Raw genomic sequence first — 12596 nt, 5'->3', positions numbered from 1 at the left:
CCATAAAAGGCAGCAAGAAAGAATTAACAAGAGGTTATGCTGCTATTGTAACGAGGATTACCCATTAAGCCAGTGAAAAAGTGGATAGCGCACAGACTGGACTGGCAAGCCTTTTTTCCACCTGTTATTGTGCCTGACAGAATGGCGGGGAACAGACCGCCTTGATGGCATACAGGAGTTTAAGCATGTTTACTGGTATCGTGCAGGGCACTGCAAAAATTGTGTCCATTGATGAGAAACCCAATTTCCGTACTCACGTCGTGGCATTACCCGACGATATGCTTGACGGGCTGGAAACCGGGGCTTCGGTGGCGCATAACGGATGCTGCCTGACAGTGACAGAAATCAACGGTAATCATATTAGCTTTGATTTAATGAAAGAAACGCTGCGTATTACTAACCTCGGTGATTTACAGCCAGGTGATGTAGTCAACGTTGAACGTGCGGCAAAATTCAGCGATGAAATTGGCGGGCATTTGATGTCGGGCCATATCATGACCACGGCTGAAGTATCGAAAATCCTTACCTCAGAAAATAACCGCCAGATCTGGTTTAAATTGCAGGACCCGACGCTGATGAAATATATCCTCTATAAAGGATTTATCGGTATCGATGGCATTAGCCTGACGGTGGGAGAGGTGACCGCGACCCGTTTCTGTGTGCATCTGATCCCGGAAACGCTCCAGCGCACCACGCTCGGCCAGAAAAAACTGGGGCAGCGAATTAATATTGAAATCGATCCGCAAACTCAGGCAGTAGTGGATACGGTTGAACGGGTACTGGCGGCGCGGGAAGCGGCGCTATTACAGAAAGTGGCTGACTGATGCTAAAAACCCCGGCAAGCCGGGGTTTTTACAGGTTAGCGGGCGACGCGTAAACCATTTTCTACGCCGCGCGAGAAAACCACCTGCCAGAGCTGAATATCCCGTGCACGAAACGCACCGGCGCAGGCATTCAGATAATAACTGAACATACGCTTAAAGCGTTCAGAGTAATTATCGGCAATTTCTGGCCATGAGGCTTCAAAACGTTCGTACCAGGCCATCAGCGTTTTGTCATAATCTGCGCCAAAATTGTGCCAGTCTTCCATGATAAAATGGGGTTCGCTGGCAATCGCAATATGTCGCACTGACGGCAGACAGCCGTTGGGGAAAATATATTTGTTAATCCACGGGTCGACGTTATTGTCGGTTTTTTTGGCCCCAATGGTGTGCAACAGAAACAGCCCGTCCGGCTTCAGATTACGATCCACGACGTCAAAATAGGTTTTGTAGTTTTTAGGACCCACATGTTCAAACATGCCGACGGAGACGATACGGTCAAACTGGTCCCGCAGGTCGCGATAATCCTGAAGCAGGATTGTCACGTCAAGTCCCGCGCAGCGGGCCTGAGCGAGTTTCTGCTGCTCGGCAGAAATGGTCACGCCGGTCACGCTCACGTTGTAGTGTTTTGCCATCCATGAAGCCAGACCACCCCAGCCGCAGCCGATATCCAGCACGCGCATGCCTGGCTCAAGCTGAAGTTTTTCGCAAATAAGCTGTAGCTTCGCCTGCTGGGCGTCGGCCAGATTATCAGCCTCTTTCCAGTAGCCGCAGGAATACTGCATATAAGGGTCAAGCATGCGGGTAAACAGATCGTTACCCAGATCGTAGTGCTCTTTGCCGACAATCCAGGCGCGCTTTTTACTTTGTAAGTTAATCAGGCGGGTGGCGGCAACACGAAACACATCTTTCAAATGGTGCGGTAACTGGTTATCCAGTCCGGCGCGCAGAACTTTAGTAAAAAATATATCCAGCCGGTCACATTCCCACCAGCCATCCATATAACTTTCGCCTAAACCGAGCGAACCTTCCTGAAGCACGCGTTTAAAGAAATGCGGATTTTTAACCCGTAAATCACAGGGAGCGGTACCGTTAATAGCAATACCTGCGCGGCTTAATAACTCATTGGTAATACGATACCAGTCGTCGTTCGGTATGCTAACGTCTTCTATACACGATGAACTCATAGCTTCTCCATCACGCGTATGTGATCAGAACCTTAAAACAGCGTAGATGCTATTTTGGTTTGTGAGAAATCTTACGGGAAATCCGTAAGCCTGCTATCCGACGTAGAAACAGAGGAAGGGAGAGGACCCTTGCCGAAATGCCGTCCATGGGAGAAACGGGTGAATTCCATCACCCGCTAAATAATACGCTTTTTATCATAATAATATGGCAACAAAACGAGTATAGGACGCTAAACTCGCTGATTCAACACAAAAATGTTAGCACCCTAACTAAATGGCTGTTTGTGAGGCTACGCCCGACAGGTTTCTGCCGCCATTTTTTGCTGAGCAGCACGGCTCGCCACCAGTTGCATCCAGTAACCTGCAGCCGCCAGTAGCACTGTGAACAACATCACGCTGGTGGTGGTGAGAAGCGGTGTTTCCACCAGCCAGGAGACCAGCAGGCTTGCCAGAAAGCACAACCCAAGCTGGAGGGTGTTCTGTAACGCGGCAGCCCGACCAGTCGCCTGTGGGAAAGGACGCAGAGCTTGCGCCACCACAATCGGGTAAATCGCGCCGTTCGCCATGGCCATTACACAAAAAGGGATCAACAGCGCCGTTAGCGAGTTGCCGTCAAACAGGCCAGTGAGCCAGGTTGCCACCACGCTGAAGGCATATAGCCCCAGTAGCCAGGGGAGCAACTGCTGTCCCTGCCATTTTTGCAGCGCCGCGCGACAGCCGTAACCACCAGCCAGAAATGCGATGGTCTGCGGGACATAGCTCAGGCCAATCGCTGCCGGACCATAGCCCATTTCACTGAGGATAAAAGGCGAGCCGGTGAGCCAGGCAAAGAAACTGGCCGAACAGGCGGCATAAATTAGCACATTGCCGAAATATAACCGTGAGCGCAGCAGGGTGGTAAATGTCAATTTCTCTCCGCGATCCGGTTTTTTATGCATGACGGATTTCAGACGCAGCGCCGGCAGCATCAGAAGCAGGGTGATGGCAAATAAGGTGGTGAAAATAGCCTGCCAGTCAAAATGGGTCAGGATCCAGCTGCCAAGCAACGGTGCCAGGGCGGGGGAGAGACCGACCAGCGGCATAATGGTGGCGAAAATCCGGTTTACGCGCTGGGCCGGATAATAGTCAGTCACCATCGCCTGCCAGGTCACGGCGGCAGCACAAACGCCCGTCGCCTGAACAAAACGCAATACCAGCAGCATCGTGGCACTTTGCACCCACAGCATCCCCAGGCAGCCAACGGCAAAAATGGTCAGCCCGATGAGCAAAATGGGACGCCGTCCGAAGCGATCCGACAGCGGTCCCCAGATGAGCTGGGCCAGAGCGAAGCCGGCCAGAAATAAACTCAGGCTGGCGCTGACCGCAGCGGCCGGGGAGTGAAGATCGTGCTGAATTGCCGCAAACGCGGGCAAATACATATCAGTGGCCAGAAATCCCAGCACGCTTAGTCCGGCGAGCCAGACCAGAAAACCTTTTCCAGGCTGCATATACATTCTCTTTTTAGAAGCAGGTGACAGGCGCAAGAGTGTAGGCAGTGCATTCAGCGTTGTGAAACGCTAATATTTGCGTAGTGACGTCAAAAAATTTGCAGGCAGAAAATGTGGTCAGAATATTCCCTCGAAGTGATTGATGCGGTTGCCCGCAACGGCAGCTTTAGCGCAGCGGCGCAGGAGTTGCATCGTGTCCCGTCAGCAATCAGTTACACCGTGCGTCAGATGGAAGAGTGGCTGGGTGTGCCGCTGTTTGAGCGGCGGCATCGCGATGTGGAGTTAACCCCTGCGGGCAGCTGGTTTTTGAAAGAAGGACGCACTGTTATCAAAAAAATGCTGATCACCCGTCAGCAGTGCCAGCAAATCGCGAATGGCTGGCGCAGCCAGCTTCCCATTGCCGTTGATAACATCGTCAGGCCCGAGCGTACCCGGCAAATGATTGTCGATTTCTACCGCCATTTTCCTGATGTCGAGCTGATTGTTTTTCAGGAAGTGTTTAACGGCGTGTGGGATGCGCTGGCCGATGGGCGGGTTGAACTGGCTATCGGCGCAACCCAGGCCATCCCGGTCGGGGGGCGCTACGCGTTCCGGGATATGGGGATGCTGAGCTGGAATTGCGTTGTCGCCTGCGATCATCCCCTGGCCAAACAGCCGGGGCCGTTAAGCGACGATGAATTACGCAACTGGCCTTCCCTGGTTCGTGAAGATACCTCGCGCTCGTTGCCAAAACGCACGACCTGGCTGCTGGACAATCAAAAGCGGGTCGTGGTGCCAGACTGGGAGTCATCAGCGACCTGCATCTCGGCGGGTCTGTGTGCGGCGATGGTGCCTTCACATTTTGCCCGGCCATGGACCGATTCAGGCGACTGGACAGCGCTGGTCCTTGAGAACCCGTTTCCTGATGCGGCCTGCTGCTTAACCTGGCAGCAGAGCGATATCTCGCCTGCGTTAGGATGGCTGCTGGAGTATTTGGGGGATAGCGAAACGCTGAATAAAGAGTGGCTGCGGGACCCGGAAGAAACGGCTCCCGCAGGTTAACTTAACGGCGGTAGTCGACGAACGGACCGTCGGCTACCGAGCGGCGTTCAATCAGGCGAGGGTGAACCTCAATGGATTTTGATTCAACGCGCTTATTCACAATGCGATCCAGCAGGGTATTAAACGCGGCTTCGCCGAGGGAATCTTTCGGCTGGTGAATGGTCGTCAGCGCCGGCGTAAAGAAACGCGCGTTGCGCACGTTATCGTAGCCAATCACTGAAATATCCTGCGGCACGCGCAGGCCCATCTCGTCGGCGGCACATAATGCCCCCATCGCCATGATATCGCCCCCGCAGAAGACGGCGGTCGGGCGAGGGGACTGATTAAGGATCTGTTGCATCGCCTGATAGCCGGATTCCGGTTCGAAATCACCCTGCACGATCCACTGCTCGGGGATCTTCACCTGGATTTCGTCCATCGCTTTCATAAACCCGGCCAGACGTCCGGCACCGGTATTACGCTCCAGCGGGCCTGGAATAATACCGATATCACGATGGCCGCGTTCGATCAGATAACGCCCGGCCATATAGCCACCTTTAAAGGCATTATCAATCACCGAGTCGGTAAAGTCCGCTTTTGATTCGCCCCAGTCCATCACCACCATCGGAATGTGACGATACTCTTCGAGCATGCTTAATAGCGATTCGGGATATTCAGAGCACATGACCAGCAGGCCATCGACGCGTTTTTGCGCCATCATCGACAAATAGGCGCGCTGTTTTTCAATATCGTTCCATGCGTTGCCGAGGATCAGGGTATAGCCTTTCTTGAAGCAGCTTTTTTCAACCGCTTCAATAATTTCGGCAAAATAGGCCGCTTCGCTGCTGGTCGCCAGCAGGCCAATCGACTTGGTATGATTAACCTTCAGGCTGCGCGCAACCGCGCTGGGAGAATAGTGAAGTTCCTTTATTGCCGCCCACACTGCATTACGCGTATCTTCAGCAACAAAACGGGTTTTGTTGATAACGTGTGACACAGTTGTAGTGGAAACGTTTGCGCGTTTCGCGACATCTTTAATTGTTGCCATTACATCTTACTCCGGACCCTGGCCTGAACGCCTGCAAATGGGAGGGTAAACGTTTGCCTTCACACACCCCTGGCGCAATTTTGTGAGCATTGCTTTAGGTCGGGAAAACGACACAGAACGTCAGGTGGGGGTCAATGGCTGGTACGCTTATAATTAAGCGTGGAATTTTGGCCGATCCTGATGAAAAGGGAAAGAGAAAAAATGTATATCAATCTAAATCCTGCAAGATTTTCGTCCTTAAGTGTGTAAAAATGAACAGGCTCACTTTTCGCAGGGTCATAACAAGGAGTAAAAATTGATGAGTGCCGATCTTAAGTTTTCTCTGGTAACGACCATTATTGTGCTGGGTTTGATCGTCGCCAGCGCGTTGGTTGCCGTATTACATTGAGTTATCCGGGGGAGAGCCTTCTCCCTCAGCCCCTTCTCCGATTTTGCACTTATCAGCAAAACGCTTTTGCATTTTGCCTCACTTTTGTTTTTTTGTGATTAATGTCATGCTTTTGGCTTCTTTGCGTCGTGTCATGGTGATGGCGGCCAAAACGGAGTCTGTTCATGAAAGTTAATTTTCCCCTGCTGGCGCTGGCTATCGGTGCGTTTGGTATCGGCACCACTGAGTTTTCTCCGATGGGGTTATTGCCCACGATTGCCAGAGGGGTGGATGTTTCTATTCCAACCGCCGGTATGCTCATCAGCGCCTATGCGATTGGCGTGATGGTTGGTGCGCCGATCATGACGTTACTGTTATCCCACCGCGCCCGGCGTAACGCGTTGATTTTTCTGATGGCGATTTTTACCCTCGGCAATGTGCTCTCAGCGATTGCGCCTGATTACACCACCCTGATGCTTTCCCGTATTGTTACCAGCCTTAACCACGGTGCGTTCTTTGGTCTGGGGTCAGTGGTTGCCGCAAGCGTGGTGCCAAAACATAAACAGGCCAGCGCCGTCGCGACCATGTTTATGGGACTCACCATTGCTAACATCGGCGGCGTTCCGGCGGCGACCTGGCTGGGTGAAGCGATTGGCTGGCGAATGTCCTTTTTTGTAACTGCGGGTCTGGGGGTTATCGCCATGTTGAGCCTGTGGTTCTCGCTGCCGAAGGGCAGTGCAGGAGAGCGACCCAACGTGCGGCAGGAACTGACGGTGCTGCTGCGCCCGCAGGTTCTTAGCGCGCTGCTGACGACCGTGCTGGGGGCCGGGGCGATGTTTACCCTCTACACCTATATCGCTCCGGTTCTGTATAGCCTGTCTGCCGCGACGCCGCTTTTTGTCACCGCGATGCTGGTACTGGTGGGGATTGGGGTCTCCATCGGCAATTATCTTGGCGGGAAGTTTGCCGATCGGTCAGTGAATGCCACGTTGAAAGGTTTTCTGCTGCTGTTGATTGCGATCATGCTGGCGATCCCGCTGCTGGCACGCAATGAGTTTGGCACGGCGTTCAGTATGCTGGTATGGGGTGCCGCGACATTTGCTGTGGTTCCCCCGCTGCAAATGCGCGTCATGCGCGTGGCCAGCGAAGCGCCGGGCTTATCCTCGTCGGTGAATATCGGGGCGTTTAATCTCGGCAATGCTTTAGGGGCGATGGCCGGTGGAGCGGTGATCTCCGGCGGGCTGGGGTATAGTTTTGTTCCGGTAATGGGGGCAATTATTGCGGGTCTGGCACTGCTGGTGGTGTTCTTTTCCGCCCGCCAGCCCGCGCGTGAAGCCTGCGCCAGCCGTTAAGCGATAGCGCAGAAGGCAAACGCCTTCTGCGCATTGACTCAGGCTGCCAGATTTTGTGCCACAAAAGGCCAGTTAACCAGCGCCCAGAAATGCTCCAGATAACCCGGACGGGCATTGCGGTAGTCAATATAGTAGGCGTGTTCCCAGACATCCACGGTCAGCAACGGTGTGTCACTGGTAGTCAGCGGCGTGCCGGCGTTAGACGTAGACGCAATCGCCAGACTGCCGTCCGCTTTTTTGACCAGCCACGTCCAGCCTGAACCAAAGTTCTTAATTGCCGCATCGGTAAACTGCTTTTTAAATGCCTCTACGCTGCCAAAGGACTGGCTGAGCGCATTTGCCAGCTCACCCGCAGGTTCGCCACCAGCCGCAGGGGCCAGGCAGTTCCAGTAAAATGTATGATTCCACACCTGCGCCGCATTATTAAACATGCCGCCTTCAGCGCCGCGAACGATCTCTTCCAGGGATTTATTTTCCCAGTCCGTGTCTTTGATAAGCGCATTGAGGTTGGTGACGTAGGTCTGATGATGTTTGCCGTGATGATAAGCGAGGGTTTCCGCGGAAATATGCGGTTCCAGCGCGTCTTGTGCATATGGTAATGCAGGTAATTCGAACGACATTGCGATACTCCTTTTTTATTTTGATAACTTAATATCCACATATTAAGCGTGGGTATATTAACAAAATAATGGAGTCGTAACAAAGGCTTATCCTGCTGAGCGAGCAGCAGGATAACGATTAACGGATGGTTTTGGGCGTCATCACCCGGCGCGCACCAACGTAGTGGCGTACCCAGTAATCTTCACTCAACGACGAGATTTGGATGTCCTGGCCACTACGCGGAGACTGAATAAATTTACCGTTGCCAACGTAAACGCCGACGTGATCGGCGGTGCCGCGTCCCTGAGTGCGGAAGAAGACCAGATCGCCACTTTCGAGGCTGCTGCGCTCAATCGGCGCGGCATCACGCAGATGATACATTTCGTTAGCCGTGCGCGGGATGGGGATTTTGACCAGATCTTTATAGGCGTAATAAACCAGACCGCTGCAATCAAACCCGGTACGGGGTGACGAGCCGCCCCAGTGATAGGGTTTGCCAATCTGATTCATTAATTTGGACATGGCCGTTTTCTGCGCTTTCTGCATACGGACTTTGTGAACTTCACTCAACGCCAGCGGTTTGGCTGAGGCATTGAGACATTTATTCTTATAACCTTTACGCACCGTACATTTTTTATCTGCCAGTTTTACGGCAGCCGTTTTGGTGGATTTGGTTTTATCACGTCTGGATTTACTGGAGGTGAGGGCCGTTTTGGTTTTCGTTTTGCTGGCACTTTTACTGGGTTTTGTAGCTGTTTTATTAACGGTCTTGCTGGTTTTTTTACTGGTCGTCTTACTTTTCGTCTTTTTTTCTGAGACTTTTGCCAAATGCGTTTTCTGTATGGCAGACGCTCTCGTCTGCTCAGAAGCCTGAGCAAGTGGTGAAAAAGCAAGCGATGTAAACAGTAAAGCACAGAGCGTGATCGAGACTTTATTTATCCGCGCCACTGAGCACTCCCCTGGTTCGGGCAGGCATGAAGATATGCCTGCGCATGATGATGACAAAAAGCCAGTCGATTCTAATGCATAAAAAGCCTGAAAGTTAATAGTCTTTTTGCATCTAAAATACTGATTCGTTACCGAGCGCAAAAAAAATCACACGTTGGCGGGCAAACTGCGCACAGTTTGTGCGATTAATTTGTGTCATCAATAATAAAACGGTATTGATAAAGCATCTTTTGGCTTCAGACGATAGAATAATAGCGAGTGAATAAAATGTTATTTTCGGTCCGGAGCCTGAAACGCTACAATGACAGACTACTGCCGTAAAAGAAGTTAAGGAAGCATGACAATGAGTACGACAATTGAAAAAATTCAGCGTCAGATCGCTGAAAACCCGATTCTGCTGTACATGAAAGGTTCACCGAAATTACCGAGCTGTGGTTTCTCTGCTCAGGCCGTGCAGGCGCTCTCCGCCTGTGGCGAGCGTTTTGCCTATGTTGATATCCTGCAAAACCCGGATATCCGCGCAGAACTGCCGCAGTACGCGAACTGGCCGACCTTCCCGCAGCTGTGGGTGGACGGTGAACTGGTTGGCGGCTGCGACATCATTATTGATATGTATCAGCGCGGCGAACTGCAGTCACTGATCAAAGAGACTGCTGCCAAACAGGCGACTGACGGCACCGACGCTCAGTAAGCTATCGGCAAAAATAAAAAAGCGACTCCTGAGTCGCTTTTTTTATCACTATTGTTCACTCGCGACGGGTAGCGGCCAGCCGCCAAGACGTTTCCAGCGATTAACGATTTCGCAAAACAGCAGCGCGGTTTGTTCCGTGTCATAAAGGGCGGAATGTGCCTGCGTACTGTCAAAATCAAGCCCGGCGGTAGCGCAGGCTTTGGACAGGACCGTTTGCCCCAGTGCCAGCCCGCTTAACGAGGCGGTATCGAAGGTGACGAAAGGGTGGAACGGGTTACGCTTCAGCGATGCGCGCTCGGCAGCGGCCATCATGAAGCTATGGTCGAAGGTCGCATTGTGCGCCACCATAATTGCCCGGTTACAGCCCTGATCTTTAATGCCTTTACGCACCGCTTTGAAAATCGCATGCAGCGCGTCATGTTCGCTGACGGCTCCGCGCAGCGGATTGGTGGGATCGATACCGTTAAATGCCAGTGCTTCAGGCTGTAAATTTGCCCCTTCAAAAGGCTCAACGTGAAAATGCAGCGTCGTGTCCGGCATCAGCCAACCGTGTTCATCCATTTTCAGGGTAATAGCAGCGACTTCGAGTAGCGCATCCGTTTTGGCGTTGAATCCAGCCGTTTCGACATCAATGACGACAGGATAAAAACCACGAAAACGGTCGCACAGACCAGTCAGTTGAGCGTTATCGGACATCAGTATCTCTTAGTAGAAAAAAGTAGCGCGCATTATGGCAAATTTTGCCCGGGGTTGCAGTATGCGAAGAGAAAAGGGTGGGCCAGAACAGGCCCACCGGCAATTAATCGCCCAGACCTTTACCTGCGTCTTTGGCTTCAATCAGCTCAATTTTGTAACCATCCGGATCTTCCACAAAGGCGATGACGGTCGTACCGCCTTTAACCGGACCCGCTTCACGCGTTACGTTACCGCCGTTCTGACGAATTTTTTCGCAAGCTTCAGCCGCATCATCAACACTTAGCGCAATATGCCCATAGGCTGTACCCAGATCGTAACGGTCAGTGCCCCAGTTATAGGTCAGCTCAATCACCGCCTCTTCGCTTTCCGGGCCGTAGCCGACGAAGGCGAGGGAGTATTTATATTCCGGGTTTTCGCTGGTACGCAGCAACGACATGCCAAGGACGTTAGTGTAGAAATCGATAGAGCGTTGCAGGTCGCCAACACGGAGCATAGTGTGAAGTAAGCGCATCTCATCCTCTCAGTTAAAAGTTTGTCTTTTCATTTCAATCAGAAACGTTGTTTTAGTATAGCGGCGGATCCTTGCCGCTATCAATGCGGGATTACAAAGAGGGATAATCGGTATAGCCTTCAGCGCCGCCGCCATAGAAACTGTCCGGGCGTTGCGGGTTCAGTTCTGCTTTACGTGCCAGGCGCTCGACCAGATCCGGGTTGGCGATGTAATCACGACCGAAAGCGACTGCATCAATCAGACCCTTGGCGATCAGGGTTTCGGCTTTCTCCGGCGTATAGGCACCAGCACCGATAATCGCGCCATCAAAACGCTCGCGGACTTTCTGACGGAACGCCTCGGTATACGGTTGACCGCCTGCCCAGTCGGGTTCAGACATATGCAAATACGCAATGCCGCGCTTGTTCAGTTCTTCAATCAGATACTGGGCATCTTCTTCTTCATTCGGACCGTTATCCGTATTCTGGAACGTGCCGACGGGTGAAACGCGGATGCCAATACGGTCGGCACTCCACTCTTTACTGACAGCATCAATCACTTCCAGCACCAGACGAGCACGACTTTCTACGCTGCCGCCGTACTGATCGGTGCGATGGTTGGAAGAGGGAGACAGGAACTGATGCAGCAAATAACCGTGCGCTGAGTGCAGTTCAACCAGATCGAAACCTGCATCGCGGGCATTAGCCACAGCCTGACGGAAATCATCGACGATACCCGGAATTTCACTGGTTTCCAGCGCGCGCGGGGTGGAGGTATCGACCCGGATCGCGTGGCCGTTTTCATCACGCAGCGAAGTACGCGTACCGGCGTTTAGCGCTGACGGCGCGACGGGAGCCTGTCCATCAGGCTGAATGCTGCTGTGCGAAATGCGCCCGGTATGCCAGAGTTGCACGGCAATACGCCCATCTTCAGCGTGAACTCCGGCGGTAATTTTCTGCCATGCCGCGATTTGTTCGGCACTGTGCAGGCCCGGTGCGCCTGCATAGCCTTTCGCCTGTGCGGAGATCTGTGTTGCCTCAGAGATAATCAGCCCGGAGCTGGCACGCTGGCGATAATATTCGCCCATCAGCGGCGTCGGAATATCACCCGGTTCAATGCTGCGCAGACGGGTAAGGGGAGCCATAAAGACCCGATTGGGAACAGTAATCGCACCCACTTTTAGGGGGGTAAACAGCTTTTCGGTTGTCATATTCACTCCTGAGTAGACCGGTCGTCTTGAAAAAAAGGAAATAAAAAAGCGCCTGTCATTATTCAGGCGCGGCAATAATGGTTTTGACATGCGCCAGCGCGCTTTCCAGTGGAATAGCACTGCGCGACATTTTGGCCTGCAAATTCGCCCCCAGCCATAAAGAGTAGAGCACCTGCGCCTGAGTATGGGCGTCACCTGAAAATGTCAGGCTGTGTTCTTCACGCCCTTGCTCCAGCGCCTGAGCCAGCAGCGAAATAATCATGCTGACGCCCTCATTCATCTCAGAACGCATATCTTCCGATAAATCGCATACTTCCGCAGACAGTTTTACCGTCAGGCAGCCGCTGATGGTGCCGTGCTGGCAAAACTGTTCAATCGTTTGCTGATACCACGCCAGCAAGCGGGCGCGGGACGAGCCGGGCGCGGTGAAAAAATGCTGATTAAGCGCCAGCTGATAGCCAGCGTAATGCCGGTGCAGCATGGCAACACCAAACGCCTCTTTCGAGCGAAAATAGTGATAGAACGAGCCTTTGGGGACCTGAGCCGTCTTTAAAAGCTCACTCAATCCCATACCGGTAAAGCCGCGATGCATGCAAAGCTGCTCGCCAGTGGCAAGGATATGTTCGCGGGTGTCATGTTCAGTATGTCTGGTCATGGCGCTACTGTAATAGACCAGTCG

13 protein-coding genes and 1 pseudogene are annotated in these 12596 nt (G+C 52.6%); 5 read left to right on the top strand and 9 right to left on the bottom strand.

The genetic code is table 11. The features are described 5' to 3' along the window. Window positions 1-185 precede the first annotated feature (185 nt). Window positions 186-824 (top strand): riboflavin synthase subunit alpha, encoded by a 639-nt coding sequence (locus ACMGGS_RS18335; protein WP_176920862.1) that lies wholly within the window; start codon window positions 186-188, stop codon window positions 822-824. A gap of 35 nt (window positions 825-859) precedes the next feature. Here the strand turns inward: ACMGGS_RS18335 and cfa are convergent, their stop codons facing one another. After that, window positions 860-2008 (bottom strand): cyclopropane fatty acyl phospholipid synthase, encoded by a 1149-nt coding sequence (gene cfa / locus ACMGGS_RS18330; RefSeq protein WP_414163821.1) that lies wholly within the window; start codon window positions 2006-2008, stop codon window positions 860-862. A 290-nt stretch (window positions 2009-2298) separates the two neighbouring features. Next, window positions 2299-3495 carry a purine nucleoside transporter PunC gene (punC, locus tag ACMGGS_RS18325; RefSeq protein ID WP_414163820.1) on the bottom strand — a complete coding sequence of 399 codons (1197 nt, stop codon included), beginning with the start codon at window positions 3493-3495 and terminating at the stop codon, window positions 2299-2301. Between the two features lie 111 nt (window positions 3496-3606). Between punC and punR the strand changes: the two are divergent. Then, a pseudogene (gene punR, locus ACMGGS_RS18320) lies at window positions 3607-4533 on the top strand (DNA-binding transcriptional activator PunR); the annotation flags it as partial. 4 nt (window positions 4534-4537) lie between these two features. On the opposite strand, the gene purR reads toward punR, so the two are convergent. Beyond that, window positions 4538-5563 (bottom strand): HTH-type transcriptional repressor PurR, encoded by a 1026-nt coding sequence (purR, locus tag ACMGGS_RS18315; protein WP_414163819.1) that lies wholly within the window; start codon window positions 5561-5563, stop codon window positions 4538-4540. A gap of 298 nt (window positions 5564-5861) precedes the next feature. On the opposite strand from purR, the gene ACMGGS_RS18310 reads away from it, so the two are divergent. Then, on the top strand, window positions 5862-5951 hold the full coding sequence (locus tag ACMGGS_RS18310; protein WP_276157113.1) for a YnhF family membrane protein: 90 nt from the start codon (window positions 5862-5864) through the stop codon (window positions 5949-5951). A gap of 164 nt (window positions 5952-6115) precedes the next feature. Beyond that, window positions 6116-7282 (top strand): MFS transporter, encoded by a 1167-nt coding sequence (locus tag ACMGGS_RS18305; protein ID WP_414163818.1) that lies wholly within the window; start codon window positions 6116-6118, stop codon window positions 7280-7282. A 38-nt stretch (window positions 7283-7320) separates the two neighbouring features. Here the strand turns inward: ACMGGS_RS18305 and sodB are convergent, their stop codons facing one another. Together sodB and ACMGGS_RS18295 are read right to left on the bottom strand one after the other, a co-directional pair. Further along, the gene (gene sodB, locus ACMGGS_RS18300) at window positions 7321-7902 is read right to left on the bottom strand and encodes a superoxide dismutase [Fe] (RefSeq protein ID WP_414163817.1); all 582 of its coding nucleotides are present in this window, start codon (window positions 7900-7902) and stop codon (window positions 7321-7323) included. 118 nt (window positions 7903-8020) lie between these two features. Next, window positions 8021-8830 carry a C40 family peptidase gene (locus ACMGGS_RS18295; protein ID WP_414163816.1) on the bottom strand — a complete coding sequence of 270 codons (810 nt, stop codon included), beginning with the start codon at window positions 8828-8830 and terminating at the stop codon, window positions 8021-8023. 343 nt (window positions 8831-9173) lie between these two features. Here ACMGGS_RS18295 and ACMGGS_RS18290 point away from each other — a divergent pair, with 343 nt between their 5' ends. Continuing rightward, window positions 9174-9521 carry a Grx4 family monothiol glutaredoxin gene (locus ACMGGS_RS18290; protein ID WP_414163815.1) on the top strand — a complete coding sequence of 116 codons (348 nt, stop codon included), beginning with the start codon at window positions 9174-9176 and terminating at the stop codon, window positions 9519-9521. Between the two features lie 48 nt (window positions 9522-9569). Here the strand turns inward: ACMGGS_RS18290 and rnt are convergent, their stop codons facing one another. The 4 genes from rnt to ACMGGS_RS18270 form a co-directional block, all read right to left on the bottom strand. Continuing rightward, on the bottom strand, window positions 9570-10217 hold the full coding sequence (rnt, locus tag ACMGGS_RS18285; RefSeq protein WP_176920852.1) for a ribonuclease T: 648 nt from the start codon (window positions 10215-10217) through the stop codon (window positions 9570-9572). A 103-nt stretch (window positions 10218-10320) separates the two neighbouring features. Further along, window positions 10321-10728 (bottom strand): lactoylglutathione lyase, encoded by a 408-nt coding sequence (gloA, locus tag ACMGGS_RS18280; RefSeq protein WP_414163814.1) that lies wholly within the window; start codon window positions 10726-10728, stop codon window positions 10321-10323. Between the two features lie 91 nt (window positions 10729-10819). Further along, window positions 10820-11917 carry an alkene reductase gene (locus ACMGGS_RS18275; protein WP_414163813.1) on the bottom strand — a complete coding sequence of 366 codons (1098 nt, stop codon included), beginning with the start codon at window positions 11915-11917 and terminating at the stop codon, window positions 10820-10822. Window positions 11918-11975: 58 nt separating this feature from the next. Next, a complete protein-coding gene (locus ACMGGS_RS18270) occupies window positions 11976-12572 on the bottom strand; it encodes a TetR/AcrR family transcriptional regulator (RefSeq protein ID WP_414163812.1) in 597 nt (198 codons plus the stop codon). Window positions 12573-12596 lie beyond the last annotated feature (24 nt).

The organism is Superficieibacter sp. BNK-5 (assembly GCF_047456055.1).
Taxonomy (GTDB): domain Bacteria; phylum Pseudomonadota; class Gammaproteobacteria; order Enterobacterales; family Enterobacteriaceae; genus Superficieibacter.
The sequence above is the reverse complement of the archived record's forward strand: the minus strand, read 5'-3'. Positions and strand labels throughout refer to the sequence as shown.

What these genes read in the sequence shown, in the direction of transcription:
- ACMGGS_RS18310 (WP_276157113.1), top strand. Translation starts at nt 5,862, where the DNA reads ATGAGTGCCGATCTTAAGTTTTCTCTGGTAACGACCATTATTGTGCTG.
- purR (WP_414163819.1), bottom strand. Translation starts at nt 5,563, where the DNA reads ATGGCAACAATTAAAGATGTCGCGAAACGCGCAAACGTTTCCACTACA.
- sodB (WP_414163817.1), bottom strand. Translation starts at nt 7,902, where the DNA reads ATGTCGTTCGAATTACCTGCATTACCATATGCACAAGACGCGCTGGAA.
- ACMGGS_RS18305 (WP_414163818.1), top strand. Translation starts at nt 6,116, where the DNA reads ATGAAAGTTAATTTTCCCCTGCTGGCGCTGGCTATCGGTGCGTTTGGT.
- cfa (WP_414163821.1), bottom strand. Translation starts at nt 2,008, where the DNA reads ATGAGTTCATCGTGTATAGAAGACGTTAGCATACCGAACGACGACTGG.
- ACMGGS_RS18290 (WP_414163815.1), top strand. Translation starts at nt 9,174, where the DNA reads ATGAGTACGACAATTGAAAAAATTCAGCGTCAGATCGCTGAAAACCCG.
- ACMGGS_RS18335 (WP_176920862.1), top strand. Translation starts at nt 186, where the DNA reads ATGTTTACTGGTATCGTGCAGGGCACTGCAAAAATTGTGTCCATTGAT.
- rnt (WP_176920852.1), bottom strand. Translation starts at nt 10,217, where the DNA reads ATGTCCGATAACGCTCAACTGACTGGTCTGTGCGACCGTTTTCGTGGT.
- ACMGGS_RS18275 (WP_414163813.1), bottom strand. Translation starts at nt 11,917, where the DNA reads ATGACAACCGAAAAGCTGTTTACCCCCCTAAAAGTGGGTGCGATTACT.
- ACMGGS_RS18270 (WP_414163812.1), bottom strand. Translation starts at nt 12,572, where the DNA reads ATGACCAGACATACTGAACATGACACCCGCGAACATATCCTTGCCACT.
- punC (WP_414163820.1), bottom strand. Translation starts at nt 3,495, where the DNA reads ATGCAGCCTGGAAAAGGTTTTCTGGTCTGGCTCGCCGGACTAAGCGTG.
- gloA (WP_414163814.1), bottom strand. Translation starts at nt 10,728, where the DNA reads ATGCGCTTACTTCACACTATGCTCCGTGTTGGCGACCTGCAACGCTCT.